General features: G+C 65.5%; 27 protein-coding genes. 12 read left to right on the forward strand and 15 right to left on the reverse strand.

Annotated elements, in window-relative coordinates; all coding sequences use genetic code 11:
• Positions 1-128: 128 nt before the first annotated feature.
• The 3 genes from argC (at position 129) to ACPEE1_RS21960 (ending at position 3,006) form a co-directional block, all read left to right on the forward strand.
• Complete coding sequence (argC, locus tag ACPEE1_RS21950) at positions 129-1,061, forward strand: N-acetyl-gamma-glutamyl-phosphate reductase (RefSeq protein WP_182344637.1); 933 nt, start codon at positions 129-131, stop codon at positions 1,059-1,061.
• 142 nt (positions 1,062-1,203) lie between these two features.
• A complete protein-coding gene (locus ACPEE1_RS21955; RefSeq protein ID WP_232539498.1) occupies positions 1,204-1,872 on the forward strand; it encodes a c-type cytochrome in 669 nt (222 codons plus the stop codon).
• A 12-nt stretch (positions 1,873-1,884) separates the two neighbouring features.
• On the forward strand, positions 1,885-3,006 hold the full coding sequence (locus ACPEE1_RS21960; RefSeq protein WP_232539497.1) for a c-type cytochrome: 1,122 nt from the start codon (positions 1,885-1,887) through the stop codon (positions 3,004-3,006).
• 100 nt (positions 3,007-3,106) lie between these two features.
• On the opposite strand, the gene ACPEE1_RS21965 is transcribed toward ACPEE1_RS21960, so the two are convergent.
• The 7 genes from ACPEE1_RS21965 to ACPEE1_RS21995 are packed head-to-tail and all read right to left on the reverse strand — an operon-like array spanning position 3,107 to position 9,828.
• On the reverse strand, positions 3,107-4,168 hold the full coding sequence (locus tag ACPEE1_RS21965) for an ABC transporter substrate-binding protein (protein WP_027010839.1): 1,062 nt from the start codon (positions 4,166-4,168) through the stop codon (positions 3,107-3,109).
• Positions 4,169-4,179: 11 nt separating this feature from the next.
• Positions 4,180-5,304 (reverse strand): NAD(P)/FAD-dependent oxidoreductase, encoded by a 1,125-nt coding sequence (locus ACPEE1_RS21970; RefSeq protein WP_182344633.1) that lies wholly within the window; start codon positions 5,302-5,304, stop codon positions 4,180-4,182.
• Entirely contained in the window at positions 5,297-6,730 is a 1,434-nt protein-coding gene (locus ACPEE1_RS21975) for an NAD(P)/FAD-dependent oxidoreductase (RefSeq protein ID WP_116926058.1), read from the reverse strand. The genes ACPEE1_RS21970 and ACPEE1_RS21975 overlap by 8 nt, the downstream gene beginning before the upstream one ends.
• The gene (locus ACPEE1_RS21980; RefSeq protein ID WP_423934873.1) at positions 6,727-7,089 is read right to left on the reverse strand and encodes a (2Fe-2S)-binding protein; all 363 of its coding nucleotides are present in this window, start codon (positions 7,087-7,089) and stop codon (positions 6,727-6,729) included. The genes ACPEE1_RS21975 and ACPEE1_RS21980 overlap by 4 nt, the downstream gene beginning before the upstream one ends.
• Positions 7,089-7,883: an ABC transporter permease gene (locus ACPEE1_RS21985; protein WP_116926056.1), complete on the reverse strand. Its 795-nt coding sequence runs from the start codon at positions 7,881-7,883 to the stop codon at positions 7,089-7,091. The genes ACPEE1_RS21980 and ACPEE1_RS21985 overlap by 1 nt, the downstream gene beginning before the upstream one ends.
• A gap of 17 nt (positions 7,884-7,900) precedes the next feature.
• Entirely contained in the window at positions 7,901-8,758 is an 858-nt protein-coding gene (locus ACPEE1_RS21990) for an ABC transporter permease (RefSeq protein ID WP_423934874.1), read from the reverse strand.
• Positions 8,755-9,828 carry an ABC transporter ATP-binding protein gene (locus ACPEE1_RS21995; RefSeq protein WP_423934875.1) on the reverse strand — a complete coding sequence of 358 codons (1,074 nt, stop codon included), beginning with the start codon at positions 9,826-9,828 and terminating at the stop codon, positions 8,755-8,757. The genes ACPEE1_RS21990 and ACPEE1_RS21995 overlap by 4 nt, the downstream gene beginning before the upstream one ends.
• Positions 9,829-10,028: 200 nt before the next feature.
• Here ACPEE1_RS21995 and ACPEE1_RS22000 point away from each other — a divergent pair, with 200 nt between their 5' ends.
• From ACPEE1_RS22000 to yddG (ACPEE1_RS22020), 5 genes are all read left to right on the forward strand, one after another.
• Entirely contained in the window at positions 10,029-10,874 is an 846-nt protein-coding gene (locus ACPEE1_RS22000) for an IclR family transcriptional regulator (RefSeq protein ID WP_021026627.1), read from the forward strand.
• Between the two features lie 65 nt (positions 10,875-10,939).
• On the forward strand, positions 10,940-11,896 hold the full coding sequence (locus tag ACPEE1_RS22005) for a 2-hydroxyacid dehydrogenase (RefSeq protein ID WP_423934876.1): 957 nt from the start codon (positions 10,940-10,942) through the stop codon (positions 11,894-11,896).
• A 166-nt stretch (positions 11,897-12,062) separates the two neighbouring features.
• Positions 12,063-13,001 carry an aromatic amino acid DMT transporter YddG gene (yddG, locus tag ACPEE1_RS22010; RefSeq protein WP_182344625.1) on the forward strand — a complete coding sequence of 313 codons (939 nt, stop codon included), beginning with the start codon at positions 12,063-12,065 and terminating at the stop codon, positions 12,999-13,001.
• 124 nt (positions 13,002-13,125) lie between these two features.
• Positions 13,126-13,275 carry a hypothetical protein gene (locus tag ACPEE1_RS22015; RefSeq protein ID WP_182344623.1) on the forward strand — a complete coding sequence of 50 codons (150 nt, stop codon included), beginning with the start codon at positions 13,126-13,128 and terminating at the stop codon, positions 13,273-13,275.
• 161 nt (positions 13,276-13,436) lie between these two features.
• Entirely contained in the window at positions 13,437-14,357 is a 921-nt protein-coding gene (gene yddG / locus ACPEE1_RS22020; RefSeq protein WP_423934877.1) for an aromatic amino acid DMT transporter YddG, read from the forward strand.
• A gap of 19 nt (positions 14,358-14,376) precedes the next feature.
• Here the strand turns inward: yddG (ACPEE1_RS22020) and ACPEE1_RS22025 are convergent, their stop codons facing one another.
• The 4 genes from ACPEE1_RS22025 to recA all read right to left on the reverse strand — a co-directional run bounded on the left by ACPEE1_RS22025 (position 14,377) and on the right by recA (position 16,914).
• Entirely contained in the window at positions 14,377-14,856 is a 480-nt protein-coding gene (locus ACPEE1_RS22025) for a VOC family protein (protein WP_116926051.1), read from the reverse strand.
• A gap of 108 nt (positions 14,857-14,964) precedes the next feature.
• Positions 14,965-15,216 (reverse strand): VF530 family DNA-binding protein, encoded by a 252-nt coding sequence (locus ACPEE1_RS22030; protein WP_116926050.1) that lies wholly within the window; start codon positions 15,214-15,216, stop codon positions 14,965-14,967.
• 84 nt (positions 15,217-15,300) lie between these two features.
• Positions 15,301-15,750 (reverse strand): recombination regulator RecX, encoded by a 450-nt coding sequence (gene recX / locus ACPEE1_RS22035; RefSeq protein ID WP_182344619.1) that lies wholly within the window; start codon positions 15,748-15,750, stop codon positions 15,301-15,303.
• A gap of 87 nt (positions 15,751-15,837) precedes the next feature.
• Positions 15,838-16,914: a recombinase RecA gene (gene recA / locus ACPEE1_RS22040; RefSeq protein ID WP_116926195.1), complete on the reverse strand. Its 1,077-nt coding sequence runs from the start codon at positions 16,912-16,914 to the stop codon at positions 15,838-15,840.
• Positions 16,915-17,103: 189 nt separating this feature from the next.
• Here recA and ACPEE1_RS22045 point away from each other — a divergent pair, with 189 nt between their 5' ends.
• Positions 17,104-17,592, forward strand: a complete 489-nt coding sequence (locus ACPEE1_RS22045; protein ID WP_182344617.1) for a MarR family winged helix-turn-helix transcriptional regulator — start codon at positions 17,104-17,106, stop codon at positions 17,590-17,592.
• 20 nt (positions 17,593-17,612) lie between these two features.
• On the opposite strand, the gene ACPEE1_RS22050 is transcribed toward ACPEE1_RS22045, so the two are convergent.
• Entirely contained in the window at positions 17,613-18,554 is a 942-nt protein-coding gene (locus tag ACPEE1_RS22050) for an SdiA-regulated domain-containing protein (RefSeq protein ID WP_182344614.1), read from the reverse strand.
• Positions 18,555-18,830: 276 nt separating this feature from the next.
• Here ACPEE1_RS22050 and ACPEE1_RS22055 point away from each other — a divergent pair, with 276 nt between their 5' ends.
• Positions 18,831-19,517 carry a response regulator gene (locus ACPEE1_RS22055; RefSeq protein WP_021026639.1) on the forward strand — a complete coding sequence of 229 codons (687 nt, stop codon included), beginning with the start codon at positions 18,831-18,833 and terminating at the stop codon, positions 19,515-19,517.
• A 63-nt stretch (positions 19,518-19,580) separates the two neighbouring features.
• Positions 19,581-21,035 (forward strand): sensor histidine kinase, encoded by a 1,455-nt coding sequence (locus ACPEE1_RS22060; RefSeq protein ID WP_116926046.1) that lies wholly within the window; start codon positions 19,581-19,583, stop codon positions 21,033-21,035.
• A 12-nt stretch (positions 21,036-21,047) separates the two neighbouring features.
• Here ACPEE1_RS22060 and ACPEE1_RS22065 read toward each other — a convergent pair whose 3' ends face one another.
• The 3 genes from ACPEE1_RS22065 to ACPEE1_RS22075 are packed head-to-tail and all read right to left on the reverse strand — an operon-like array spanning position 21,048 to position 23,417.
• Entirely contained in the window at positions 21,048-21,890 is an 843-nt protein-coding gene (locus tag ACPEE1_RS22065) for an SPOR domain-containing protein (protein ID WP_116926045.1), read from the reverse strand.
• Between the two features lie 40 nt (positions 21,891-21,930).
• On the reverse strand, positions 21,931-22,782 hold the full coding sequence (locus ACPEE1_RS22070) for a biotin--[acetyl-CoA-carboxylase] ligase (RefSeq protein WP_116926044.1): 852 nt from the start codon (positions 22,780-22,782) through the stop codon (positions 21,931-21,933).
• Positions 22,779-23,417 (reverse strand): SET domain-containing protein, encoded by a 639-nt coding sequence (locus tag ACPEE1_RS22075; RefSeq protein WP_423934878.1) that lies wholly within the window; start codon positions 23,415-23,417, stop codon positions 22,779-22,781. The genes ACPEE1_RS22070 and ACPEE1_RS22075 overlap by 4 nt, the downstream gene beginning before the upstream one ends.
• Before the next feature lie 246 nt (positions 23,418-23,663).
• Between ACPEE1_RS22075 and ACPEE1_RS22080 the strand changes: the two genes are divergently transcribed.
• Positions 23,664-26,600, forward strand: a complete 2,937-nt coding sequence (locus ACPEE1_RS22080) for a DNA topoisomerase III (protein ID WP_423934879.1) — start codon at positions 23,664-23,666, stop codon at positions 26,598-26,600.
• Positions 26,601-26,622 lie beyond the last annotated feature (22 nt).

Genomic DNA, 26,622 nt, shown 5'->3' on the forward strand with positions numbered 1-26,622 from the left:
GTCAGACCGGACTGCAAATTTGCCGTCCTCCTGCACGCGTTGCGCCGCTTTGTATGACAATAAGCACTTTCCCGAACCCCAAGCGCCCGCAGCCTCGCAGGCGCCAACCCGCAGCAGGAGTGATGGCAATGGCAAAAGTGTTTATCGACGGCGAAGCTGGCACCACCGGTTTGCAGATTCGCGAACGCCTGGTGGATATGCCCGGCGTGGAGTTGGTAAGCATTGCGCCCGAGCTGCGCAAGGACCCAGAGGCCAAACGCGCGCTGATCGCTGGCGTGGACCTGGTCATCCTCTGCCTGCACGACGATGCCGCCAAGGACACCACGGCCATGGTCGATGCCATCGAGCAGGAAACCGGCCGCAGCATCCGCATCATCGATGCCTCCACCGCCCACCGCGTCAACGACCAGTGGGTCTATGGCTTCCCCGAGCTGAGCGCGGGCCAGAAAAGCGCCGTGCAAGCGGCCAAGCGCGTCTCCAACCCCGGCTGCTATGCCACTGGCGCCATCGCCATCCTGCGCCCGCTGATCGATGCTGGCCTGGTCCCTGCCGATGCCGCGCTGGCACTGCCCTCGGTCTCCGGCTACTCGGGCGGCGGCCGCCAGATGATGGAAGCCTATGAGGCCGGCGGTGCCGCACCGTATGAGGCCTACGCGCTGGGCCTGACGCACAAGCACATCCCCGAAATCCTGAAATACACCGGCCTGACCCGCCGCCCGGTGTTCATCCCTGCGGTCGGCAACTTTGCCCAGGGCATGCTGGTGCAGCTGCCGCTGCACCTCGATGAGTTGCCCGGCAAGCCGCTCTTGAGCGATCTGCATGGCGCCCTGGCCGCCCACTACGCCAAGACCAACCAAGACGAACAATGGGTGCAGGTGCTGCCGCCCACCAACGACAACAAGCTGGCCGCCGATACCTTGGCAGGCACCAACAAGCTGGAGATCCGCGTGTTCGGCAACGAGCAGCTGCGCCAGGCCGTGGTCATCGCCCGCCTGGACAACCTGGGCAAGGGCGCCAGCGGCGCTGCGGTGCAAAACCTCAAGCTGATGCTGAACCTGTAAATTCAGCCCTCACCCTCCGCCAGAAAAGCCGCTCGCCAGCGGCTTTTTTCATGCGCGCGGGGTGTGCAACACCATCGACATTGGCCGACACCGCCCCAGGCATTCTCTGCCTAACATGGGTCCAAACTACAGCCATAACACGATGAGACAACGCCCCACACGCCCGCTGCGCCAGCTTGGCGCTGTCTGGCCTTGGGCGCTGCTGCTTTGTGCAGCCGCCCAGGCCCAAAACGCCAACCCCCAACAAGGCGAGCAGATCGCCAACAACGGCCTGCCGCCCAGCGTGGCCTCCTGCGCCAGCTGCCATGGGTCCAAAGGCCAGGGCATGGCTGCCTTCCCGCCACTGGCCGGCCAGGGCGCCAGCTATCTGCGCTCGCAGTTGGATGCCTTTGCCGATGGCGCGCGTGGCAACCCCATCATGGCGCCCATCGCCAAGGGTTTGACGCCGCAACAGCGCGCCGATGTTGCCGCTTACTTTGCCAGTCTGCCATCGGGCATTGCCGCCACGCCGGGCCAGGCCGATGCCAAAGACAAGGGCGCCTGGCTGGTAGAGCGTGGCCGCATGCAAGATGGCATACCTGCCTGCAGCAGCTGCCATGGGCCTGGTGGCGCTGGCGTGGGTGCGCATTTCCCCGCCATTGCCAAGCTCAGCGCCAGCTATATGCAAGAGCAGATTGATGCCTGGAAAAAAGGCAGCCGCCCGCCCGGGCCGCTGGGCCTGATGGAAGGCATTGCCAAAAAGCTCAGCAGCGATGATGTCAACGCCATCGCCCAGTACTACGCCGGCGCCTCGGGCGCCGCCAAGCCTTGAGCGGAGAATCCCATGGATTACCAGCGCCCCAACCATGTGGAAACGCCTGAGGAGCAGGCCCGCGTCCAGCACAGCGAGTGGCAGTACCTCAAGATCTTTGTGGTGGTTGTCGTCGCCATCGTGCTCGTGGCCGCCATCAGCTTTGGCGTGCAGGTGAGCCAGAGCATGGGCGAGCTGGCCCATGAGCGGCCCGCCGCAGCGCCCGCCCAGACCGCGCAAAAAACAGCAGCACCCGCCACCCCCAGCCCCGCACCCGCTACCGCCGCATCGGATGCAGCCCAACCAGCCCCAGCAGCTGCCACCGCCAGCGCAGCCAAAGCGCCAGCTGCTGCCAGCACTACCGCCTTTGCCCCGCCCGCCGCCGATGCGATTCCCGAAGGCCCGATGGGCGATGTGGTCCGCCGGGGCGAGCAGATATTTCTGCACACCAGCACACAGGCCAAGGCCTTTGTCGGCAATACGCTCAACTGCGTCAACTGCCACCTGGATGCAGGGCGCGCCGCCCACTCCGCGCCGCTGTGGGGCGCCTACACGCAATACCCGGCCTACCGCAGCAAGACCAAGAGCGTGGACACCTTCTCCGAACGCCTGCGCGGCTGCTTCATGTACAGCATGAACGGCAAGGCCCCGCCCCATGGCGATGAGGTGTTGGTAGCACTGGAGGCCTATGCCTACTGGATGTCCAAGGGCGCGCCAGTGGGGGAGAAGCTGCCCGGCGCCGGCTACCCCAAGGTGGCCAAACCCGCCCAGGTGCCCGACTATGCGCGCGGCCAGAAGGTGTTCAACGCCCAGTGCGCGCTGTGCCATGGCGATGACGGCCAGGGCCAGCGCAGCGGCGATGTGCAGGTCTTCCCTCCCCTCTGGGGCAAGCATTCGTACAACTGGGGCGCCGGCATGCATGAGGTGGACAAGGCCACCGGCTTTATCAAAGCCAATATGCCGCTGGGCAAAGGCAATACGCTCAGCGACCAGGACGCCTGGGATGTGGCGACCTACATCAACAGCCACGAGCGCCCGCAGGACCCGCGCTTTACCGGCAATATTGCAGATACGCGAAAGCGCTTCCACGACAGCGAGTTCTCGCTCTACGGCCAGACCGTCAACAGCCAGCAACTGGGCCGGGGCACCCCATAAAAAAACTGCCAATGCCGCCCCTGTAGAGGGCATGCGTTGGCAGCTTTGCTATCGGTCCAATCAGGTGCCGGGAGCTATGCCACCAGGCACCTGCCGGTGATCAACGCTCCACCGTGCGGTTCCAGCGCTTGTTCCACTCGGGGCGGTCGGCGTTGACCACATCCCAGTCCACGGCCACGGCGTTCTTCAAGATGGCGTTCATCTTGTTCTGCTCTTCGGCTGGCTTGCCTTGCAGCTTGGTCTTGGGGTTCACGGGGTTGTAGCTGCCGTTTTCCATCGCCAGCGCCTGGGCTTCCGGGCTCACCAGGTACTCCACCAGCTTTTGCGCCAGCTCGGACTCGGGGTTGTTGTTAAGCACGCACATGGCGGTCATCAGCACGACCGCGCCTTCCTTGGGCGCCACATATTCCATCGGGATGCCCTTGGACTTCATCAGCTCGGCCTGCGTCAGGGTGTAGGGGAAGATGGCGGCATCACCGGCCTGCATCATCTCCACCACCTTGGACGAGTTGGGGATGTACTCCACCACATTCGGGCCAATGGTCGTCGGCCAGGCCTTGAAGGCCGGGTCCACGTTCTTTTCGTTGCCGCCCTTGAGGCGGTTGAACATCAGGAAGGCATGCAGGCCAAACGACGATGCCGGCATCGACTGCACCACCACCTTGCCCTTGAGCTTGGGGTCGGCCAGGTCGTTCCAGGAAGTGGGTGCTGCCCAACCCTTTTCGGCAAACATCTTGGTGTTGTAGGCCAGGCCGGTCAGGCCCATCGACAGGCCGATCGCGCTGTCCTTGATCTTGGCGATGTCCGGGATCTCGCTGTAGCCGGCAGCGGGCTTGAGCTTTTCGCACAGGCCCATGCTGATGGCGCGGTACATCACGCCGTCATCCAGGGTCATGACCTGCATCTGGGCCTTGTCCTTGGAGGCCTGGGCCTTGGCCAGGATATCGGTCGAGGTGCCCGGCACCACCACCACCTTGACGTTGTTGGCCTTCTCGAACGCGGGGAACACGAACTGCGAGTAGGTGCGCTCCATGTTGCCGCCATTCATGCCGATGTAGATGGTTTTGGTCTGTGCCTGCACCGCGCTGGCCGCAGCCACCACAGAGGCCATCAGGGCGATGGCGCGCACAGGAGTTTTGAGGGTCGTCGTCCAAGAAGACATGTGGGTTCCTTTCAGGTTGAACATGCGGGGTCGGTAAATCGGTCTATACGGAAAGCATCGATCGGCGTGCTGCTGCGGCCCTGGGCAATCAGCTCGGCCATCACATCGCCCACGCCCGGTCCGAGCTGGAAGCCCCCGCCGGCAAAGCCAAAGGCATGGTAGAGACCGGCCTGGCGGCTGCTGGCGCTGATGATGGGCTCGTGGTCGGGCAAGGCGCCTTCGTTGCCGCTCCAGGTGCGGATCAGCTGGGCATTCTTCAACTGGGGCAGCAGCTCCACCAGCTGCGGCAGCTGCGCCCAGACGGTGGTGTGGCGGTTGCGCGCGCGGGTGTCGTCCAGCACCAGGCCGGGCCCGCCGCCAAACACCACATTGCCCCGGCGCACCTGGCGGCAGTAGATGCTGCCGCCCTCCACGCCCAGGCTCCAGTGCAAAAAGAAGGGCAAGGGCTCGGTCACGCCCATGGCCGGCGGCCGGATGCGCATGGGCACCGGCTCGCCGCATTGCTCGGCAAACTGCCCGGCCCAGGCGCCTGCGGCGTTGACCACCACATTCGCGCGGATCTCCATCTCGGGCGTACGCACCACAAAGCGCTGGCCATTGTGCGCCACATCCAGCACCGGGCTGTGCTCGAACACCTGGGCCCCGGCCCGCGCGGCCGCCGTGGCAAAGGCCGGCGACAGCAGGCGCGGATTGGCCTGGCCATCATCGGGGCAGAACGAGCCGCCCACGACCTTGGCGCCGCCGACCGGAAAGCGCTTGTGCAGCTCCGCGCCATCGAGCAGCTGCAGGTCCAGCCCACAGTCGCGCGTCTTCTCGGCATAGCGCACTAACGATTCCATATCCGCCTGCGAGCGGGCAATCTTGAAGTGGCCCGAGCGCTCGTACTCAGCCTCGGTGCCAATCAACTCGGTCAGGCGCCCCCAGTGCTGATGAGAGCGTTGCGACAGCGGCAGCATCGCCAGCGACCGCCCCTGGCGGCGCACGCCGCCAAAGTTGACGCCGCTCGAGCGCGAGCCGCACAGATCGCGCTCGACCACCACCACCTGGATGCCGCGTTTGCGCAAGAACAGCGCCGTGCTCGCGCCCATGATGCCGCCACCAATCACTACCACCTCGGTGGCCAGTTGCTTAACCATGGCTGGCCTCCTGGTCCGTGCTGACCACGGTCATGTCCAGCGGCAGGGGCTTGATCGGCGCCTGGCCCCGGATGCGGCCTATCTGCGCCACCGGCACCTTCAAGGTGTCGGCCAGGATCTCGGTCGCGGCCACACCGCACATGCGGCCCTGGCAGCGGCCCATGCCAACCCGGCACAGCGCCTTGATGCGGTTGATATCGCCCTGCGGCTGGGTGGCAGCGGTAGCGCGCAGCTCAGCCGCCGTGATGTTTTCGCAGCGGCAGACCACCAGCGCATCGGGCGCACGCGCCGCCCAGTCGTCGGGAAAGGGAAACGCCACCTCCAGCGCTTGGCGGAACTGCTGCGTCTTGTCCAGCTGCTGGCGCAGCTTGGCCTGGCGCGCTGCATCGGTTGCAATGCCCCGGTCCTGCAGCAAAGCCAGTGCGGCCAGCTCGCCCGACATCTCGGCCGCGTCAGCCCCCATGATGCCGGCGCCATCGCCCGCCAAATAGACGCCGGGCACGCTGCTGCGCCGGTCGGCATCGATCTGCGGCACATAACAGCGGTGCAAGGGGGCAAAGGCGAACTCGCAGCCCAGCAGATCGGCCAGCTGCGTCTCGGGCCGCAGCGCATAGCCCAGGCCGATGGCGCTGCAGGCGGTGTGCTGTTCGGCGCCCTGTGCATCCTTCCACACGAGGGCCTGCACGCGGTCTGCGCCTTCGGCGCGCAGCAGCTGCACGCCATGGTGCACCGGCACATCGTGGAACATCAGCCAGCTCAAAAAATACACGCCCTTGGCCGCCACCGCCGGCTGGGCCAGCATGGCGGGTGCCGCCTTGTAGCGCTGCACCGCCGGGGCCGTATCCAGCACTGCCAGCACCCGGCCACCGGCCTTGGCGTACTGGTAGGCCACCAGATACAGCAAGGGGCCGGTGCCGGCAAACACCACCGCGTCACCAATCGCACAGCCCTGGTACTTCAAGGCCACCTGGGCGCCTCCCAAGGTGTAGACACCCGGCAGGGTCCAGCCGGGCAAAGGCAGCACCCGGTCGGTGGCGCCGGTGGCGACGATCAGATCGCGCCAGCGCAGGGTATTGGCTGTGCGCTGCGCCGTGTGCAGCAGGTCCAGGCTGTGGCCCTGGGCGTTCCAGACGAGCGTATCGGGCCGGTAGTCCAGCTGCGGGCGCAGGCGGTCAAAGGTCTGGTGCAGGTCGCTGGCGCGGCCAGCCTCAAAGCCATACAGATCCTTGGGCGTGCGGCCAAAGCCATCGGGCTGGCGGCGGTAGATCTGGCCTCCGGCCTGGGGTGCCTCGTCAATGACCACCGGGCGCAGGCCATGGGCCAGCAGGGTTTGCGCGGCGCGGATGCCGGCGGGCCCGGCACCCACGATGACGGGCGGGCCGTCGGCGGGCCGGGGGTCATCCAGGTAGAAATCGCTGCCGATCATGGCTGCACCTGGCTGGCATTGGTGGCGGTAGCCTGGGCCACGGCCTCTGTCGTGGTACAGATCTGCATGCCCGCCTGCAGCAAGGTGGAGCAGGCGCGCAGCTTGCGGCCGGCCTGCTCACCACCCAGCGTGACCCAGCAGTCCTGGCAGGCGCCCATCATGCAAAAGCCGGCGCGCGGGGTGTGGGCAAACTCATGGCTGCGCAGCTGGGCCGACTGGGTCAGCACGGCAGTCAGCACCGTGTCGCCCTGCAGCGCCTGGGCCGGCTGGCCGTTGAGCACGAAGTGCAGCGGCGCGCGGCCCTGCTCCTTGAGGCGCACCAGCTGGCCGGCCGGCAAAAGGGGAGTAGCGTGTGCCATCAGTGCTTGCCGATCAGGATGCGGTCCAGGCCATAGACCTTGTCGAGCAAGAGCATCAGCCCCAGCGTGATGAACACGATCAGCGCCGACACCGCTGCCATCATCGGGTCCAGCGACTCGGTGGCATACATGTACATGCGCACCGGCAAGGTCACCGTGCTGGGCGAGACCACAAAGATCGACATGGTCAGCTCGTCAAAGCTGTTGATGAAGGCCAGCAGCCAGCCGCCGGTGATGCCGGGCAGGATCATCGGCAAGGTGATGCGCTGGAACACCTTGGCATTGCTCGCACCCAGCGAGTAGGCGGCCTGCTCGGCGCTGCGGTCAAAGCCGATCAGCGCGGCCATCACCAGGCGCATGGTGTAGGGCATCACCACCAGCGCATGGGCAAAGATCAGCCAGCCAAAGCTGCCCTGGCCACCCACCAGCGAGAACATGCGCAGCATCGCCACACCCAGCACCAGGTGAGGAATGATCAGCGGCGACAGGAACAGCGCCTGCAGCGCGCCACGGCCGGGGATCTCATAGCGCACCAGCGCAATGGCAGCGGGCACAGCCAGCGCCGTCGAGATGGAGGCGGCAGCCACCGCCAGGCCCAGGCTGTTCCAGAACGACTGGACAAAGTCGGCATGGTGCAGCACCTGCTCAAACCAGCGCAGCGAGAAGCTGGTGGTGGGCAGGGTCAGAGTCTCGGCCGGGGTGAAGGCCACCAGGCAGACGATCACCAGCGGCGCCAGCATGAAGATGATGACCAGCGCGTTGAAGATCAGGGCAATGGGTCCGTTTTTTTGCATGTCAGTTACCTCGCCTCTCAGCCCAGGGTCTTCTTGTAGCGGCCTTCAACCATGCGGTTCCAGCCCAGCATGATCACCAGGTTGGCGGCCAGCAGCACAAAGGCGATGGCCGCGCCCAGCGGCCAGTTCAGCTCGTGCAGGTACTCGTCATAGATCAGGGTGGCGACCATCTTGACCCGGCGCCCGCCCAGCAGGCCGGGAATCGCAAACGAGCTGGCAGCCAGGCCAAACACGATCAGGCTGCCCGAGAGAATGCCGGGCAGCACCTGCGGAAACACCACGCGGCGCAAGGTGGTGAAGTGCGAGGCACCCAGTGATAGCGAGGCGCTCTCGACCGAAGGATCGAGCTTTTGCAGCGAGGTCCAGACGGGGATCACCATGAAGGGCAGCATCACATGCACCAGTGCAATGACGATGGCCGTCTCGTTGTAGAGCAGCTTGACCGGGCCGATGCCCACCAGGCGGAAGATGTCATTGATCAGCCCTTCTGGGCCCAGCAGCATGCTCCAGCCAAAGGCCCGCACCACCACCGAAATCAGCAGCGGCGCCAGGATGATCAGCAAGAAGATGGAGCGCCAGGGCGCGCGCATCTTGCTCAGGATGTAGGCCTCGGGCGCGCCGATGGCGATGCAGATCAGGGTGACCAGGCCCGAGATCCACAAGGTACGCCAGAAGATCTCGTAGTAGTAGCTGTCGGTGACGATGTGCACATAGTGCTCAAACGTGAAGCTGCCCGCGACCGGGCCGGTGTCCACGTGGTAGGCATTGAAGGACAGGATGGTGGTCAGCAGCAGCGGCACGGCCAGCATCACCGCAAACAGCAGCAGCGCCGGAGCGCTCATGGCCCAGGGGCCCCAGGTGCGGCGCTCGCTCATGCGGCCACCCCGTCACCGGCGATCAGGCGCACATTGCGGTCGGACCAGTCGATGCCCACCTGGCTGCCCACCTGGTGGGGCGCGTCGCCATCGTTGGCTGTCGTCACGGTGATGCTGCCCAGCGGGCATTCCACGGTGTAGAGCCACAGGTTGCCCAGGAAGAAGCGCTCGCGCACGGTGCCCTGGGTGCGGCCGGCCGAGCTGGCCGACAGCTGGATTTTCTCGGGGCGCAGGCCCAGCAACAAACGCGTGCCGTGGCTGGCCGCAGCAGCCGGCACATCCTGCACCGCCATCTGCACATCGCCCACATGCGCCAGCCACTGGCCGCCCTGGGCATGCACGGTGGCCTGCAGCAGGTTGGCCTTGCCGACGAAGGTGGAGATAAAAGCGTTGTGCGGGTGTTCGTACACCGTGTGCGGCGTGTCCACCTGGGTGATACGGCCGGCCTCCATCACCACGACGCGGTCGCTGATCGACATCGCCTCGCTCTGGTCGTGCGTGACCATGATGGTGGTCGTGCCCACCTTGCGCTGGATCTCGCGCAGCTCGAACTGCATCTCCTCGCGCAGCTTGGCATCCAGGTTGGACAGCGGTTCATCGAGCAGCAGCACCGGTGGCTTGATAACCAGCGCCCGGGCCAGGGCCACGCGCTGGCGCTGGCCGCCCGAGAGTTCACGCGGGTAGCGGTCGGCATAGGGCCCCAGGTGCACCAGGGCCAGCGCTTCGCTGGCGCGCTCGCTGCGCTCGGGCTGCGCCACCTTGCGCATCTCCAGGCCAAACTCGACGTTCTCACGCACGGTCATGTGCGGGAACAGCGCATAGGTCTGGAACACGATGCCCAGGCCGCGCTCATTGGCCTTGGCGCGCGTGATGTCCTTGCCGTCGAGCTCAATACGGCCTTCGGTCACATCCACAAAGCCGGCAATCATCTGCAAGCTTGTGGTCTTGCCGCAGCCCGAGGGGCCGAGCAACGAGACGAACTCGCCCTTTTGCACATCCAGGTTGAACTGGCTGACCACCCGGTTGGGGCCGTACTGTTTGGAGACGTTGTGGAGACGCAGAAAACTCATGGAAATCACCTCGGTGGCACAGGGTTGCGGGGCCCGTCGGCCATGTCGCACGAATGAACGACATTTGCAACTATTTATCTATTTTCGGAATGTGGTTTGAATCCATACACGGTGTAAACACTGATAATGGAAGATAAATTTGATTTATTCCGATAAATGGAATAAAAATCAGATCCACCGAATTTTTATTCCGGAAAACCATGAGCACCGACACCTCTGAGGACAACAGCCACCAGCGCGGCACCCTGCACCGCAGCTTTTTGGTGATGCGCGCGCTGGCCGCGCACCAGACCGAAGGCGTGCGCGTGACCCATCTGGCCAAGGAAATCGGCCTGACCCAGGCCACCACGCACCGGCTGCTGCAGGGCCTGATCCAGGAGGGCATGGTGGAGCAGGACCAGGTGCACAAGCTCTACCGGCTGAGCCTGGATTTGTTCTCGCTGGCCGCCCAGGCCGGCGCGGTGAGCGACCTGCGCAGCCTCGCGCGCCCGGTGCTGCTGCGCCTGTGCGCCAGCCTCAATGACACGGTGATCCTGATGGTGCGCTCGGGCTTTGACGCGGTCTGCCTGGACCGCATCGAAGGCCAGTTCCCGATCCGCACCTTCACCGGCGATATCGGCGGGCGCGTGGCGCTGGGTGTGGGCCAGGGCTCGCTGGTCATCCTGGCCAACCTGCCCGAGGCCGAGCGCGAGGAGGTGCTGCGCTTCAACCTGCCGCGCATGCAGCACTACAACGTCTATGACGAGGTCTACATGCGCACCGAGATCGACAAGGCGCACCGCCAGGGCTATACCGCCAAGAACTCCGGCCTGCTCGAAGGCATGGCCGGCCTGGCCGTGCCGGTGTTTGACCGGGGTGGCCAGGTGGTCGCCGCCCTGTCGATCGGCACCCACACCGCGCGCCTGAGCGACGAGCGCCTGCCCATCGTGCGCGACATGCTGCTGCGCGAAGCCAAAACGCTGAGCGCCCAGATCAACCCCTTTGACCCGACCTTGCGCCACCCGATGCATGCGATCTCCACCGGGGACCGCACCCGCTCGATGTAAGCGGCGCCAGCCTCTACCCCCTTTTCTCCCGCCCTCTCACCCTTTCAGCGCTACTGACCCCCGCCATGGCCTCCAGCACCCCTTTGCACCTCATCATCAAAAGCGGCGGCAGCGCTGCGATCCCGGAATGGACGGCCCTGTTTGCCGAATTTGCACCCCATGTGGTCGTGCATGACTGGAACAGGCCGCCGGCTGACCGCAGCCTGGTGGATTTTGCGATGGTCTGGGAGCCAGAGACCGGCGCGCTGGCCCGCTATCCGCAGCTCAAGGCCATCTTCAGCTCGGCCGCTGGCGTGGACCATATCCTGGCCGATAGCGAACTGCCGCCAGCGCTGCCCATCGTGCGCATGGTCACGGGCGAGTCGCAGCAGCGCATGGCCGAGTTCTGCCTGATGGCCACCTTGATGCTGCAAAAAAACATGCCGCGCGCGCTGGCCCAGCACCGCCAGCAGCAGTGGATCGAATTCAACCCGCCGCATGTGGCCAGCGAGCTGCGCGTGGGCATTCTGGGCCTGGGCACCCTGGGGGCTGCTGCCGCGCAGATGCTGCGCGCCGTGGGCTACCCGGTGCAGGGCTGGTCGCAAACGCGCAAGCAGATCGAGGGCGTGACCAGCTACTGCGGCCAGGAAGAGCAGGCCGCCTTTTTGCGCAGCAGCCAGGTGCTCATCTGCCTGCTGCCCGATACGCCTGCGACCCGGGGCATTCTCAATGCCCAGCTGTTTGCCCAGCTGCCCGCTGGCGCCCAGCTGGTCAATGCCGGCCGGGGCACGCAGCTCCACAGCGCCGACCTGGTGGCTGCGCTCGACAGCGGCCAGTTGGGCGGTGCGCTGCTGGATGTCACCGAGCCCGAGCCCTTGCCGGCCGACTCGCCGCTGTGGACACACCCGCGCGTCATCCTCACGCCCCACATCGCCGCCAGCGCCAGCCGCCGCGCCAAGGCGCGCCAGGTGGCCTTGTCGATGGCGCAGTGGCAGGCCGGGCAGGCGCTGGACAACTGCTTTGACCGGGTGCGCGGCTACTGATCAACCCGGGTACATGGGGCCGGCCAGGCAGCTGAAAGCCGGGCTGCTGCCAGGCCGCTACTGGCGCCATATCCGAGTGTTTTGCGATGCCAAGCCCTTGGCACCATCAGGGCCGCCCAATAGCCGCTAGGATGCGAGCCGCCCTCGTCTGCATCCCCTCCTCTCCATGTCCACCCCTTCCCCTGTGCCCAGCCAGCGCGCGACGCTGATTGGGCTTTCTGCCGTGCTCTGCTGGTCTGCACTGGTGAGCCTGTTCCGCAGCGTTGCCGAACACCTGGGGGCGATAGGCGGGGCCGCCTGCGTGTTCTCGCTCAGCGCCTTCTTGGTGACCTGGCGCTTTGGCCTGCCGCGCGCCGCGCAGCTCAAGGCCATGCACCCGGCCTATGTGCTGGGCTGCGGCCTGCTGTTTGTGCTCAATGAAATTGCCTTCTCGCTGTCCCTGGGCTGGGCCAGCCACCGGGGCCAGACGCTGGAGCTGGGCATGATCAACTACCTCTGGCCCAGCCTGACCTTGGTGATGGCCACGGTGCTGGGGCTGCAGCGCTTTCGCGCCGGCCTGGTGCCGGGGGTGCTGCTGTCGATGGCCGGCATTGTGCTGGTGGTCAAGGGCGACAACGCGCTGTCGCTGGCCAGCCTCTGGGCCAATGTGCAAAGCAACCCGCTGGCCTATGCGTTGGCGCTGTGCGCGGCCTGCCTCTGGCCCTGCTATTCGGTGGTGTCCAAGCGCTACACCCAGGGCGCCAATGCGCTGCCGGCCTTTCTCTGGGCCGTGGCCGCCGTGCTGTGGATCAAGTACGCACTCAGCCCCGAACCACCGCTGCGCTTTACCCTGCCCGCGCTGCTGCAGCTGGGCCTGCTCAGCGGCTTGACCGCCCTGGGCTACAGCTGCTGGGACCATGGCCTGCGCGCGGGCAACCTCACGGTGATGGCCGTGGGCTCTTACTTCACCCCCGTGCTGTCGGCCCTGGTCGGTACCGTCTGGCTGCAGGTGCAGCCGTCCTGGAGCTTTTGGCAAGGGGTGCTGCTGGTGACGCTGGGATCGTTGGTCTGCTGGTGGTACACCCGCAGCCCCACCTTGGCCGATGGAAAAAAGCTGGCCGGATAAAGGGGTGGCTGCCGCATGCATGCCGGTTTGGTATACACATACAAACACCTAGTCGTCGCCCGCTGGCCAAACGCGCCCGGCGCACTATAGTGGGCGGGTTGACCGCGTTTTTTCCGAGCTGCCCATGGACTACTCCCGCCCCAACCATATCCCCACTGCCGCCGAGCAAGAGGCCGACAAGCGCCTGGAGCTGCGTGGCCTGATCGCATTTGCCGTGCTCACCGTGGTGGCCACCATTGCTGCCGCACTGGTCTTTGGCAGCCATATCGCCTAAGCGCTAATCGCCCCAAGCCACACTGCGCCAACCTGCCGGGCGCCACTGAATGGCAGCCAGGTAGCAGCTCGATGCTGGCTACCAGGCCTGCAGAGCTGTGCTTTTCCGGCTAGGATGCAAGGCTGCTTTTCACAGCTGTCCCTGCATCCAGCCGCGCTCCCATGTCTTCCTCCCCGACGCCCTCTTCCCAGGCCGCTTCGCAACGCGCCACCTTGATTGGCCTGTCGGCCGTGCTGTGCTGGTCCACGTCGGTGGGCCTGTTTCGCAGCGTGGCCGAGCACCTGGGGCCCATTGGCGGGGCGGCGGCGGTGTTTACCTTGGGGGCCCTGCTGGTCACGCTGCGTTTTGGCCGCCCGCGCCCGGCGCAGCTGCGCGCCATGCACCCGGTCTACCTCTGGGGCTGCGGCCTGCTGTTTGTGCTCTACGAGATCGCGCTGTCGCTGTCGCTGGGCTTTGCCAGCAACCGGGGCCAGACGCTGGAGCTGGGCATGATCAACTACCTGTGGCCGAGCCTGACCATTGTGCTGGCCACCGTTTTTGGGCTGCAGCGCTTTCGTGCGGGCTTGGTGCCCGGGGTCTTGCTGGCCATGGCCGGCATCGTGCTGGTGCTCAAGGGCGACAGCGCGCTGTCCATCGCCAGCCTCTGGGCCAATGTGCAAAGCAACCCGCTCGCCTATGGCCTGGCGTTCTCGGCCGCCTGGCTCTGGCCCTGCTACTCGGTCATCGCCAAGCGCTATGCGCATGGCGCCAATGCGCTGCCCACCTTTCTCTGGGGCGTGGGCGCGGTGCTCTGGGTCAAGTACGCGCTCAGCGATGAGCCGGCGCTGCACCTGTCGCTGCCGGCCATCATGCAGCTGTGCATGCTCAGCGGCCTCACCGCGCTGGGCTACAGCTGCTGGGACCATGGCCTGCGCGCGGGCAACCTCACGGTGATGGCCGTGGGCTCGTACTTCACGCCCGTGCTGTCGGCGCTGGTAGGCACCGTCTGGCTGCAGGTGCAGCCGTCGTGGAGCTTTTGGCAGGGGGTGATGCTGGTGACCGCCGGCTCGCTGATCTGCTGGTGGTGTACCCGCAGCACATAAGCAGCACAGGGCTGACTGCTCAGCCTTTGCGCGCCGCTTCCAGCGCGGCAATGTCAATCTTGGTCATGCCCATCATCGCCTCGAACACGCGCTTGGCCGCAGCGCGGTCGGGGTCGGACATGGCCGCAGTCAGCATGCGGGGCGTGATTTGCCAGGAGATGCCCCAGTGGTCCTTGCACCAGCCACAGGCACTTTCCTGCCCGCCATGGCCAACGATGGCGTTCCACAGGCGGTCGGTCTCGGCCTGGTCGTCCGTGGCGATCTGGAAGGAAAAGGACTCATTGTGCTGAAAATGCGGCCCGCCGTTGAGCCCAATGCAGGCAATGCCCGCCACGTTGAACTCCACCACCAGTACATCGCCCTGCCGGCCATCGGGGTAGTCCCCCGGCGCGCGGTGCACGGCGCCCACAGAGCTGTCCGGAAAAGTCCGGGCATAGAACTGCGCGGCATCGAGCGCATCCCCCTGGTACCAGAGGCATACGGTATTTTTTGCGGTCATCGTCGGTCTCCTGTTTGCACAGACGACTAGCCTAGCGGCTCGCAGCCCGCCTGCAAGTAGGACAGCGCTGCACAGCAAGGACGCCGCCGCACTGCGGGCGACGAGGCCTCAGGCGCCGCTGCGCCTTTTCTCGCGCAGCATGAACAGGTACAGACCCTCGACTTTCTCGCGCGCCCAGGGCGTCTTGCGCAAAAAGCGCAGGCTGGAGTTGATGCTCGGGTCCAGGCAAAAACAACGCACCGGGATGCGCTCACCCAGCTCTTCCCAGCCAAAGTACGCGACCAGCTCGTTCAGGATGTGCTCCAGGGTCAGGCCATGGAGGGGGTTGTTGGGCTGTTCGGCGGTGCTCATGGCCGCCATTGTCGCCCAGCCGGGGCACGGGCCGCGTGGCTGGGGCTTTGCGGGCCGCACATCTGCGCAGCCCGGCGGGGCACTCTTCAGCCGCTAATCGTCATCTCCGCCGCGCAGCACCTGGCGCACCACATCCCCACCAAACCCCCGGCTGGCCAGAAAGCGCATCTGCTTGGCCCGCTCCTGCGGGCTCTCGGGCGGCGCGCCAAAACGGCGTTGCCAGACCTCGCGGGCGCGCTGCAGCTCGGTGCTGCGCAGGCGCTCGCGGGCATCGGCGATCAGCAGGGCATCCACGCCTTTGTGGCGCAGCTCCTGCAGCACGCGGCTGGCGCCATAGCGGGCGGCCTTGGTGTGGATCACGCTGTCGACCACGCGCTGGGCGCTGATGAAGCCCTTGGCTTCGAGCTCGTCGAGGATGGCTGCCAGGTCCTCGCCCTCTTGCACATGGGGGCCGAGCTTGGCCAGCAGCTCGGCACGCGAATGCTCGCGCTGCGCCAGATAGCGCAGCGCCCGGCCCTTGAGGGAGAGTTTGCTGAAAGACATCGGTTCAAATTGCTATAAAACAAATAGCTGCTTGCGCACAGGTTCTGTGCACAAGCAGCTATTCTCAGCGCTGTGGCTAGGCGGCTATCAGCCTTCGGTGCCGGTCGCTACCGGGCCGTCCACCACGCCGTCTTCGGCGGGGCGCAGGCTGATGTTCAGGCTCTCGCGCACCTTGTTCTCGATCTCGATGGCGAGGTCGGAGTTCTCACGCAAGAACTCGCGCGAGTTGTCACGGCCCTGGCCGATCTTCTCGCCGTTGTAGGCGTACCAGGCACCGCTTTTCTCGATAATGCGGGCATTGACGCCCATGTCCAGAATTTCGCCTTCGCGCGAGATGCCTTCGCCAAACAGAATGTCGAACTCGGCCGTCTTGAACGGGGGCGATACCTTGTTCTTGACCACCTTGACCTTGGTTTCGTTGCCGATGGCCTCGTCACCACGCTTGATGGTGCCGGTGCGGCGGATATCGAGGCGCACCGAGGCGTAGAACTTCAGTGCATTACCGCCGGTGGTGGTCTCGGGGCTGCCGAACATCACGCCGATCTTCATGCGGATCTGGTTGATGAAGATGACCATGCAGTTGGTCTTCTTGATCGTGGCGGTGAGCTTGCGCAGTGCCTGGCTCATCAGGCGGGCCTGCAGACCGGGCAGCTGGTCACCCATTTCGCCTTCGATTTCCGCCTTGGGGGTCAGGGCCGCGACCGAGTCGACAACGATCAGGTCCACCGCGCCGGAGCGCACCAGGCTGTCCACAATCTCCAGCGCCTGCTCACCGGTGTCGGGCTGGCTGATCAGGATATCGCCCAGGTTCACGCCCAGCTTTTGGGCATAGCTGGTGTCCAGCGCATGCTCGGCATCGATGAAGGCGCAGGTGCCGCCCAGCTTTTGCATCTCGGCAATCACCTGCAGGGTCAAGGTGGTCTTGCCCGAGGATTCAGGGCCGTAGATCTCGATGACCCGGCCGCGTGGCAGGCCGCCAACGCCCAGCGCAATGTCCAGACCCAGCGAGCCGGTCGACACCACCTGGATGTCCGACACCGCTTCGCCTTCGCCCAGCTTCATGATGGTGCCCTTGCCGAACTGCTTTTCGATCTGGGCCAGGGCGGCGGCCAGGGCCTTGGCTTTTTCGCTGTTGGCTTCGGGTTTGGTGGCGGGTGCGTTCATGGATTTCTCCTTGCGTTTGATGGTCATGTCGTCGATCTGGAGATCCAGCTGTTTGCATATACAGCCTGGATGCTTGAACAGTAGTTTATGGGATGGGTATATTTTATAGAAGCATTTTTTTAGTCAGTTTAGTTGACTATATGCACAATAGCGACTTCGCCCTTTTTCAGCCTTTTTAGGCTGCTCGCCATGCCCATTCTTCTGCCCCATTTGCCCGATGACAGCTGGCGCCTGACCCATATGGGCCGCCTGCTGGGCCACGCGATGCGCCGTTTTGATGCCCGTGTGCTGCAGTTGATGGCCCAGGACGAGGCCGTGCCGCTGGCGCTGTCGCACCTGGCCGAACGCGACCAGGTGAGCGCCGCCCATGTCCACATCACCCGCCACCTGTCGCTGGCCGGCGACCGCCTGGTGGACCTGGCGGCGCGCGCGGGCATGAGCAAGCAGGCCATGGCCCAGCTGGTGGACCAGTGCGAAGCCTGGAACCTGGTGACCCGCGAGCGCGACCCGCGCGATGCCCGCGCCCGCATCGTGCGTTTTACCGAGACCGGCCTGCTGTGGCTGCAGGCGTTTGAGCGGGCCGTCACCCAGGCGGAGGCGGAGTTCCGCGCCGAGGTCGGCGAGCAGGTCGCCACCGTGGTACAGCTGGGGCTGGAGGTCTATGGGGCCGACAGCTGAGCGGTTGCGCTTTGCCGCGTTCAGCGGCGCTTGCGCTCGAATTTGTAGAACAGGTTGGGCTCGGAGACGATGTAGATGTTGCCGCTGTGGTCCATCGCCAGGCCTTCGGGCTGCGGCACCCGCTCGGCCAGCCCCGCCATATCGGCCCACAGCGGCATCACGCTGAGCAGGTCACCGGCTCGGCTGTATTCGTACAGCACCGACGATTCCTCCCCCAGCAGCAGCAGGTTGCCGCTGCGCGGATCGACCTCGATGGCGGCCAGATCGGTGCTGGGCATGTCGTCCACCGCCGGCACCTCCCAGGTCGAGACTTTCATATCGACCAGGCCCGGCTTGAGCTTGGACAGCGGCGCATCCATCACCAGCACCTGCATCGGCCATTTCTCGGTCACGGCCAGCAGCTGCTGGCGCTTGGCATCCCAGCCCAGGCCTTCAAGCGCAAAATTCTTGATGGCGATGTCATTGAGCTGCACATAGGGACTGTGGTCGAGCGATACCTCGGTCACCCCCTTGCCAAACTGCACCCAGTAGATGCGGTTGCTGCGCTCGTCGGCAATCGCAAACCAGTCGCCCTGGATATGGGCGATGCCTTCGGTATCTCTGGCGCCATGCAGCGGCGCCAGCCGCAGCAAGCGGCCATCGGTGCTCAGCTCGGCAATCTGGGGCGGGCGGTTGGTCACCGCAAACAAGGTCTGGGTCTCGGGGTTGAAGGCCAGGCCTGAGAGGTTGTCGGCAATGCCGCTGACCACCTTGGCATCGATGCTGGCCCGGTAGTGCGGCAGGTTGGCAGGCGGTGCCGAGCGCGGTGCAGACTGCAGCGCATCGGTCTGCCCCGGCATGGCAATGACGTGGTGCCACTGCAGGTACAGGGCGGTCAGCACCAGCAGGGCCGTCACCGCGACCAAGCGGCGCTGCCGCTGCGACGCCTGCCATCTGACCTGTACCTTGGACCCTGGTTTCATCACCACCTGCTGCAATCTCCCCCCACCAGCCACAGGCCGGGTGCCCGCGTGTTCTGGTCAAGACGAGGCGCTATCCTACGTGAGGCCTGCCCCGGTTTGATGACGGCCCGGCCGGATTTACGTCTTTGCAACAAAAAAGCAGGAGGCCAGCGCGGCGCACCACGGCCTCGCGGCTCACCCGCTTTGATCTATGCTTAGGTAGCCAGCCAGGCCATGGACTCGCCTAGAATCATTGGCACCATCCACATCACGACGACAACACCGATAGGAGACTGCATGCGAATACTGATTGCCGAAGACGACCAGGTGCTGGCCGATGGCCTGCTGCGCAGTCTCCGCAACTCCGGCGCCGTGGTCGACCATGTCTCCAATGGCACCGAGGCTGATGCCGCCCTGATGGCCAACAATGCTTTTGATCTGCTGATTCTGGACCTGGGCCTGCCGCGCATGCATGGGCTCGAAGTGCTCAAAAAGCTGCGCGCCCGGGGCTCGGCCATTCCGGTGCTGATTCTCACCGCCGCCGAGAGCGTGGACGACCGGGTCCAAGGCCTTGACCTGGGCGCCGATGACTACATGGCCAAACCCTTTGCGCTGTCCGAGCTCGAAGCCCGTGTGCGGGCGCTCACGCGCCGGGGCGTGGGCATGAGCACCAGCCTGATCCAGCATGGGCCGCTGGCCTACGACCAGGCCGGGCGTGTGGCCACGTTCGACGGCCGCATGCTCGAGCTCTCGGCCCGAGAGCTGGGCCTGCTGGAGGTGCTGCTGCAGCGCTCGGGGCGGCTGGTCAGCAAGGACCAGCTGGTCGAGCGCCTGTGCGAATGGGGCGAGGAGGTCAGCACCAATGCGATCGAGGTCTATATCCACCGCCTGCGCAAGAAGATAGAAAAGGGCCCCATCCGCATTGCCACCGTGCGTGGCCTGGGTTATTGCCTGGAGAAGATCCAGCCACCGGCCCCGCACTGACCTCCACCCTCCGGCCACAGCGGGGCGATGGCCGCCCCCGGCCCCATTCACGCAAGGACAGCCTTGGCCCTGTTTCGCAGCGAGCAGCGATCTTTGTTCGGAGAGATCCTTGACTGGATGCTCACGCCGCTGCTGCTTTTGTGGCCCGTATCGCTGGCATTGACCTGGCTGGTGGCCCAGGACCTGGCCAACAAGCCCTTTGACCGCGCGCTCGAATACAACGCCCATGCGCTGGCGCAGCTGGTGGGGGTGCAAGGCGGCAAAACCTATTTCAACCTGCCGCTGCCGGCCAGCGAGATCCTGCGCGCCGACGATGCCGACAAGGTGTACTACCAGGTGACCACCCCGTCGGGCATGTTTCTCGCGGGCGAATCGGCCCTGCCCATGCCCGCCAAGGACCTGGAGCGCAGCGTCGGCATGGTCCAGCTGCGCGATGGCGAGCTGCGCGGCGTGGATGTGCGCATCGCCTGGATCTGGGTGCAGCTGTCGCTGCCCGAGCCCAACCTGGCGCTGATCCAGGTTGCCGAGACGCGCGAGAAGCGCAGCGTGCTGGCCACCGAAATCATCAAGGGCGTCATGCTGCCGCAGTTCGTCATCCTGCCGCTGGCGGTGCTGCTGGTCTGGTTGGCGCTGGCGCGCGGCATCAAGCCCCTGCACCTGCTCGAAGAGCGCATCCGCGCGCGCAAGTCCGAAGACCTCTCGCCGATCCAGCACAAGGATGTGCCGCTCGAAGTGGTGCCACTGGTCGACTCGGTCAATGGCTTGCTAGAGCGCCTCAACGATTCACTGGCCACGCAGAAGCGCTTCCTCGCCGATGCTGCGCACCAGCTCAAAACCCCGCTGGCGGGCCTGCGCATGCAGGCCGAGATGGCCCAGCGCGCCGATGCCAAGGAAGACGACCTCAAGCTGTCCTTGCAGCAGATCGGGCGCTCGAGCATTCGCGCCACGCACACCGTCAACCAGTTGCTGTCGCTGGCGCGCGCCGAAGGGCCCAGCGCGCTGCTGCAGCGCACGCCCTGCAACCTGGCCGAGATTGTGCTCGACGCCATGCATGACGGCATTGACCGGGCCCTGGCCAAGCATATCGACATGGGCTATGACGGCATGCAGGTCGAGGACCGCGAAGTCTGGGTCAACGGCAATGCCACCTTGCTGGGCGAGCTGGTGCGCAACCTGCTGGACAACGCGATCAACTACACACCCTCCAGCGCCAGCGCGCCGGGCGTCATCAATGTTCGCCTGATGGCCGACCCCTTTGGCCATGTGATCGTGCTGCAGGTGGAGAACTCGGGCCCCGGCATTCCCGAAGAAGAGCGCGAGCGTATTTTTCAGCCCTTCTACCGCGTGCTGGGCAGCGAGGTCGATGGCTCGGGTCTGGGCCTGCCCATCGTGCAGGAAATCGCCCGCCAGCATGGCGCCACCGTGGGCCTGGAAGACGCGCACCCGCGCCAGGCCCAGCGCGGCGTGGTGTTCAGCGTGTGCTTTCCAACCACGCTGGCGCCGCAGCTGTCCAGCTGAACGGCCCTGCCATCAGGAGCAGCTGCGCAGCTCCTTGCCGTCCATCACATGCCAGCTCTGCACGCGCTTCTTGGTGGCCGCATCCATCTTGGGCCAGCGCACGGTGTAGCTCACGGCCTCGGGGCGCTCGACCACCACCTTGGCGCCGCTCACGCCTTTTTTGCCCATGGACGCCAGATGGCGCTCGGCCGCCTCTTCGCTGGAGAAGCGCCCCAGCGAGATGCCCGGCTCCAGGCTGGCGATGCGGGCGCGGTCGGTGCTGATGTCGAGCGCGCGCAGCTCGTCGCGGCGCGTGTCCAGCGCCTCCTGGCTGCTGAACTTGCCGACATAGACCATCCAGCGGCCGGCGCTGGTGCTGCTGTCCAGGCGCCAGCTGCCTTCTGGCAGCTTGGCCAGCTGCAGGCGCAGCGCGTCGACCTGCTTGGCGTCAAAGTTGCCGGCCACCAGGCATTCTTTTTTCTCGGGCTTCTCCGGTTTCTCTGCCGGCTTGTCGGCGGGCTTGTCCGTTGTCTTGGCTGCGAGCTTGTCGGCTTCTGCAGCCGTTTTGTCTGCGGTGTCGGTGGCCGGCTCAGCCACCGCAACGGCAGCGGGCTCGGATGCGGAAGCAGGTGCGGGTGCGGCCACCGGGGCTGGCGCCGGGGCGGTCTCTGCCGGCGCCGTGCGGGGCTGCTCCTGGGCCTGCTTGGCTTCCTGCGGCGTCAGAATGCGCAGCGCTTCGGGCTTGACCTGCTGCTGCACCCGCTCGGGCTCGGAGGGGTCTTCCGGGCCCCAGCCCAGGCTGCGCAGCATGCCTTGCGAGAAGGCGTAGTAGCCGGCATTGGCCAGTAGCAGCAGCACGATGGCAAAACGAATCATCTCCGCTCCTGTCTGATAGTTCTCTGATCCTGCGGCGCGCTCAGGCCGCGCCCGCCTGGGGCCGCACGCTGACTTCCGAGCTGGTCACATCGACGACGCCGGCGGCGGTCTGCACGCGCAAGGCGCCATCGGCGGCCACGCCCAGCGCCAGGCCAGCGGTGCCATCGCTCAGACCGACCTCGCGGCCGGCGAGCGCATCGCGCGCCGCATAGGCCGCCTGCAGCGGCGCAAAGCCCTGCTGCGCAAAGGCCTGGATGGCGGCCACCAGCGGCGGCACCACGGCCTGCAGCGCCTGGGGTGCATCCCAGCGGCCGTCCAGCATCTGCAGGCTGCCGGGAATCGTCGACAGGCCCTCGGCCAGCGGGGCCCGCACATTGATGCCGATGCCGATCACCACATAGCGCTCGGTCTGCTGCTGGCCATCACCCGCATGCGTGCGGGCCGAGACAAAGCTGGCGGTCTCGACCAGAATGCCGGCGAGCTTGTGGTCGCCGGTCAGCCACAGGTCATTGGGCCATTTGAGGCCAATGGTGGGGGTGCTGGAGCCGGCCTCGGGCAGCTGGGGCTGCAGGCTTTGCGCCACCGACACGCCGACGGCCAGCGACAGGCCCGACCAGTCGGCTGGCGCCAGCGGCAGGCCCAGCGACATCAGCAGCGAATCACCGGCCTCGCTGCGCCAGGGCTTGCCCATGCGCCCGCGCCCTGCCGTCTGCTGCTCGGCCACCAGCAAGATGGGTTCCTGCCGGCCCGCGCGGGCGCGGCGCATCAGCTCGGTATTGGTCGAGTCAATGCTGGGCAGCACCTCGATCGTGAAGCCCGGCAACTGCGGCTCCACCGCCTCCCAGATCGCTTCAGCGGGCCAGCGAATCGGCGTGTTCTGCGCCTCGCTCATGCGCCCGCCTTGGCGGCCTTGGCGCCCTGGGTCTTCTTGTCGGCTCTGGCCTTCTTATCGCTCTTTTTCTTGTCCTTGGCCTTGTCCTTTTCCTTGCTCAGGGCCTTGTCTGCGGCCTTGGCCTTGTGCTTTTCCACTTTGGCAGGCTTGGCGGGCTTCGCCGCATCGGCATATGCTGCCTTGGCCTTGCGCTTCTTGGGCAGCACCGGCTCGGGCAAATCCGAGGCGGGCACCTTGGGCTTCCAGCCGCGCTTGGGCGCCAGCATCGTGCCCCGGCATTCGGCCGCGCCACAGTGGCAGGCATAGTCGGCCTTGAGCTTGGCGGTGTAGCGCTCTTCGATGATCAGGCCGTAGTCATAACCCAGCTCCTCGCCAGCGCTGATGTTGCGCAGCGCGCTGATGAAGATGCGGTCATCGGCCTCTTCGGCAAAGCAGTTGGGCTCGCAGCTGTGGTTGATCCAGCGGGCCGAGTTGCCGCCATCGCCTCCGTCGATGACGCGGTCGCCATCGATCTGGAAAAAGAAGGTGTGGTTGGGGTGGTCGGGGTCATGCGGGTGGCGGCGCTGGCTTTCTTCGTAGCTGATGACCTTGCCCGCATATTCGACAATGACTTCGCCTTCTGCGATATCCTGCAACGCAAAAACTCCCCTGCCGTGCACGCCCGAACGCCGTACCTGGATACGACGACCTGTTGAAAAATGGGGAACATGGTTCGGCATGGGATTTTTTCTGCTACTTTAAAAATAAGCACATGCGCATGTGCGCACACGTACACATGCAGGCGCCCGCGCACATGCGCGTAAAGCGTGCATTGTAAGAGCGTGCTCAGAGAGCCAGCAACCCACAGTGTTGGCAGACCCCAGTTTGATGAGAGTGAACCCATGTCCAAGACCCTGGTCATTGCAGAAAAGCCGTCCGTTGCACAAGACATTGTTCGTGCACTGACGCCGGTGGCAGGCCAATTTGCCAAACACGACGACTACTTTGAAGCCGAGACCTTCATCGTGACGAGCGCGGTGGGTCACCTTGTGGAGATCCAGGCCCCCGAAGAATTCGATGTCAAACGCGGTAAGTGGAGCTTTGCCCATCTGCCGGTGATCCCGCCCTACTTTGAATTGAAGCCGGTCGACAAGACCAAGACGCGCCTGAACGCCGTCGTCAAGCTGGCCAAGCGCAAGGATGTCACCGCGCTGATCAACGCCTGTGACGCGGGCCGCGAAGGTGAGCTGATCTTCCGCCTGATCGAGCAATACGCCGGTGGCGCCAAGGGCGGCCTGGGCAAGCCGATCCAGCGCCTGTGGCTGCAGTCGATGACGCCCCAAGCCATCCGTGACGGCTTTAACAAGCTGCGCTCCGATAACCAGATGCTGGGCCTGGCCGATGCCGCCCGCAGCCGCTCCGAAGCCGACTGGCTGGTGGGCATCAACGGCACGCGGGCGATGACCGCGTTCAACTCGCGCGATGGCGGCTTCTTCCTGACCACCGTGGGCCGTGTGCAGACCCCCACCCTGTCGCTGGTCGTCGAGCGCGAGGAAAAGATCCGCAAGTTCGTCAGCCGCAACTACTGGGAAATCCACGGCGAGTTCAACGCCCAGGCGGGCGCCTACCCGGGCAAGTGGTTCAACCCGGCCTGGAAGAAAAGCGACGACGCCGAGGCGCGCGCCGACCGCGTCTGGAGCCAGCAGGAGGCGCAGGCGATTGCCGAGGCCGTGCGCGGCAAGCCCGCCACGGTGACCGAAGAGTCCAAGCCCACCACCCAGGCATCGCCCCTGCTGTTTGACCTGACCAGCCTGCAGCGCGAGGCCAACAGCAAGTTCGGCTTCTCGGCCAAGACCACCTTGGCGCTGGCCCAGGCGCTGTACGAGCGCCACAAGGCACTGACCTACCCGCGTACCGATTCGCGCGCGCTGCCCGAGGACTACCTGCCCGTCGCGCGCCAAACCTTCGAGATGCTGGCCCACAGCAATATGCAGCAGCTCGCGCCGTTTGCGCAGCAGGCCATTGGCGCCAACTACATCCGTGCCAACAAGCGCATTTTTGACAACAGCAAGGTCTCGGACCACTTTGCCATCATCCCGACCACGCAGGCGCCCGGTGCCTTGAGCGAGGCCGAACACAAGCTCTACACCTTGGTGGTGCGCCGCTTCATGGCAGTGTTCTTCCCCAGCGCCGAGCACCAGGTCACCACGCGCGTCAGCCAAATTGACGACCACCACTTCAAGACCGAAGGCAAGGTGCTGGTCAAGCCCGGTTGGCTGGCCATCTACGGCAAGGAAGCGGCCCACGAAGTGGAAGACGCCAAGGAAGGCGACAAGGGCCAGAACCTGGTGCCGGTGCAGCCCGGCGAGAAGCCCACGGCCGACCCGGTCGAGCCCAAGGGCCTCAAGACCAAGCCGCCCGCCCGCTACTCGGAAGCGACCCTGCTGGGCGCGATGGAGAGCGCCGGCAAGCAGATCGACGACGACGAGCTGCGCGAAGCCATGCAGGAAAAGGGCCTGGGCACGCCTGCGACGCGCGCGGCCATCATCGAAGGCCTGCTGACCGAAAAATACATGCTGCGCGAAGGCCGCGAGCTGATCCCCACGGCCAAGGCCTTCCAGCTGATGACCTTGCTGCGCGGGCTGCAGGTCGAAGAGCTCTCGCGTGCCGACCTGACCGGTGAGTGGGAGTACAAGCTCGCGCAGATGGAAAAAGGCCAGCTCTCGCGCGAAGCCTTCATGGCCGAGATCCAGGCCATGACCGAGCGCCTGGTGAAAAAGGCCAAGGAATACGACCGCGACACCATCCCCGGCGACTACGCCACCCTGTCCGCGCCCTGCCCCAACTGTGGCGGCGTGGTCAAGGAAAACTACCGCCGCTATGCCTGCACGGGCGTAGGCGGCACTGGCGACGGCTGCGGCTTCTCGTTCACCAAATCGCCCGCCGGCCGCACCTTCGAGACCGCCGAGGCCGACCAGCTGCTGCGCGATCGCAAGATCGGCCCGCTCGATGGCTTCCGCTCCAAGGCCGGCTGGCCCTTTGCCGCCGAAGTGGCCATCGTGCGCGACGAGGACAACAACAACTACAAGTTCGAGTTCCTGTTCGAGGACAACAAGTCCGACGAGGAATCGGGCGAGCTGGTGGACTTTGGCAGCCAGAACACCCTGGGCGCCTGCCCCAAGTGCGGCGCGCCCGTGTTCGAGCATGGCGCCAACTATGTCTGCAGCAAGGCCGTACCCACGGCCCAGCAACCCACGCCCAGCTGCGACTTCAAGAGCGGCCAGATCATCTTGCAGCAGCCCATCGAGCGCGACCAGATGGCCAAGCTGCTGGCCACCGGCAAGACCGACCTGCTCGACAAGTTCGTCTCCAACCGCACGCGACGCAGCTTCAAGGCCTTCCTGGCCTGGGACAAGGAAGCCGGCAAGGTGAACTTCGAGTTCGAGCCGCGCGACAGCAAGTTCCCGCCGCGCAAGGGCGCAGCCGCCAAGACCGCAACCAAGACGGCCAGCAAGACCGCTGCCAAAGCGACCAAGACGGCGGCCAAAACCGCTACCAAGACCGCCTCCAAGACGGCCACCAAATCCGCCGCCAAAACGCCGCGCAAGGTTGCCGCCACGCTGACCCCGAGCCCGGCGCTCGCCGCCGTGATTGGCAGCGAGGCCACCTCGCGCCCCGAAGTCATCAAAAAGCTCTGGGACTACATCAAGGCAAACGGCCTGCAGGACGCCAAGGACAAACGCGCGATCAATGCCGACGCCAAACTGCAGCCGCTGTTTGGCAAGGACCAGATCAGCATGTTCGAGATCGCCGGCATTGTTGGCAAGCATGTGAGCTGAGCGCCGGGATGCAGCACCACCG

Origin of the sequence: Comamonas sp. 23, from assembly GCF_049601575.1 — a bacterium.
GTDB lineage: Bacteria > Pseudomonadota > Gammaproteobacteria > Burkholderiales > Burkholderiaceae_C > Comamonas > Comamonas squillarum.

Coding starts and splice junctions, on each gene's coding strand:
- argC (WP_182344637.1), top strand. CDS start 129: ATGGCAAAAGTGTTTATCGACGGCGAAGCTGGCACCACCGGTTTGCAG.
- ACPEE1_RS21955 (WP_232539498.1), top strand. CDS start 1,204: ATGAGACAACGCCCCACACGCCCGCTGCGCCAGCTTGGCGCTGTCTGG.
- ACPEE1_RS21960 (WP_232539497.1), top strand. CDS start 1,885: ATGGATTACCAGCGCCCCAACCATGTGGAAACGCCTGAGGAGCAGGCC.
- ACPEE1_RS21965 (WP_027010839.1), bottom strand. CDS start 4,168: ATGTCTTCTTGGACGACGACCCTCAAAACTCCTGTGCGCGCCATCGCC.
- ACPEE1_RS21970 (WP_182344633.1), bottom strand. CDS start 5,304: ATGGTTAAGCAACTGGCCACCGAGGTGGTAGTGATTGGTGGCGGCATC.
- ACPEE1_RS21975 (WP_116926058.1), bottom strand. CDS start 6,730: ATGATCGGCAGCGATTTCTACCTGGATGACCCCCGGCCCGCCGACGGC.
- ACPEE1_RS21980 (WP_423934873.1), bottom strand. CDS start 7,089: ATGGCACACGCTACTCCCCTTTTGCCGGCCGGCCAGCTGGTGCGCCTC.
- ACPEE1_RS21985 (WP_116926056.1), bottom strand. CDS start 7,883: ATGCAAAAAAACGGACCCATTGCCCTGATCTTCAACGCGCTGGTCATC.
- ACPEE1_RS21990 (WP_423934874.1), bottom strand. CDS start 8,758: ATGAGCGAGCGCCGCACCTGGGGCCCCTGGGCCATGAGCGCTCCGGCG.
- ACPEE1_RS21995 (WP_423934875.1), bottom strand. CDS start 9,828: ATGAGTTTTCTGCGTCTCCACAACGTCTCCAAACAGTACGGCCCCAAC.
- ACPEE1_RS22000 (WP_021026627.1), top strand. CDS start 10,029: ATGAGCACCGACACCTCTGAGGACAACAGCCACCAGCGCGGCACCCTG.
- ACPEE1_RS22005 (WP_423934876.1), top strand. CDS start 10,940: ATGGCCTCCAGCACCCCTTTGCACCTCATCATCAAAAGCGGCGGCAGC.
- yddG (WP_182344625.1), top strand. CDS start 12,063: ATGTCCACCCCTTCCCCTGTGCCCAGCCAGCGCGCGACGCTGATTGGG.
- ACPEE1_RS22015 (WP_182344623.1), top strand. CDS start 13,126: ATGGACTACTCCCGCCCCAACCATATCCCCACTGCCGCCGAGCAAGAG.
- yddG (WP_423934877.1), top strand. CDS start 13,437: ATGTCTTCCTCCCCGACGCCCTCTTCCCAGGCCGCTTCGCAACGCGCC.
- ACPEE1_RS22025 (WP_116926051.1), bottom strand. CDS start 14,856: ATGACCGCAAAAAATACCGTATGCCTCTGGTACCAGGGGGATGCGCTC.
- ACPEE1_RS22030 (WP_116926050.1), bottom strand. CDS start 15,216: ATGGCGGCCATGAGCACCGCCGAACAGCCCAACAACCCCCTCCATGGC.
- recX (WP_182344619.1), bottom strand. CDS start 15,750: ATGTCTTTCAGCAAACTCTCCCTCAAGGGCCGGGCGCTGCGCTATCTG.
- recA (WP_116926195.1), bottom strand. CDS start 16,914: ATGAACGCACCCGCCACCAAACCCGAAGCCAACAGCGAAAAAGCCAAG.
- ACPEE1_RS22045 (WP_182344617.1), top strand. CDS start 17,104: ATGCCCATTCTTCTGCCCCATTTGCCCGATGACAGCTGGCGCCTGACC.
- ACPEE1_RS22050 (WP_182344614.1), bottom strand. CDS start 18,554: ATGAAACCAGGGTCCAAGGTACAGGTCAGATGGCAGGCGTCGCAGCGG.
- ACPEE1_RS22055 (WP_021026639.1), top strand. CDS start 18,831: ATGCGAATACTGATTGCCGAAGACGACCAGGTGCTGGCCGATGGCCTG.
- ACPEE1_RS22065 (WP_116926045.1), bottom strand. CDS start 21,890: ATGATTCGTTTTGCCATCGTGCTGCTGCTACTGGCCAATGCCGGCTAC.
- ACPEE1_RS22070 (WP_116926044.1), bottom strand. CDS start 22,782: ATGAGCGAGGCGCAGAACACGCCGATTCGCTGGCCCGCTGAAGCGATC.
- ACPEE1_RS22080 (WP_423934879.1), top strand. CDS start 23,664: ATGTCCAAGACCCTGGTCATTGCAGAAAAGCCGTCCGTTGCACAAGAC.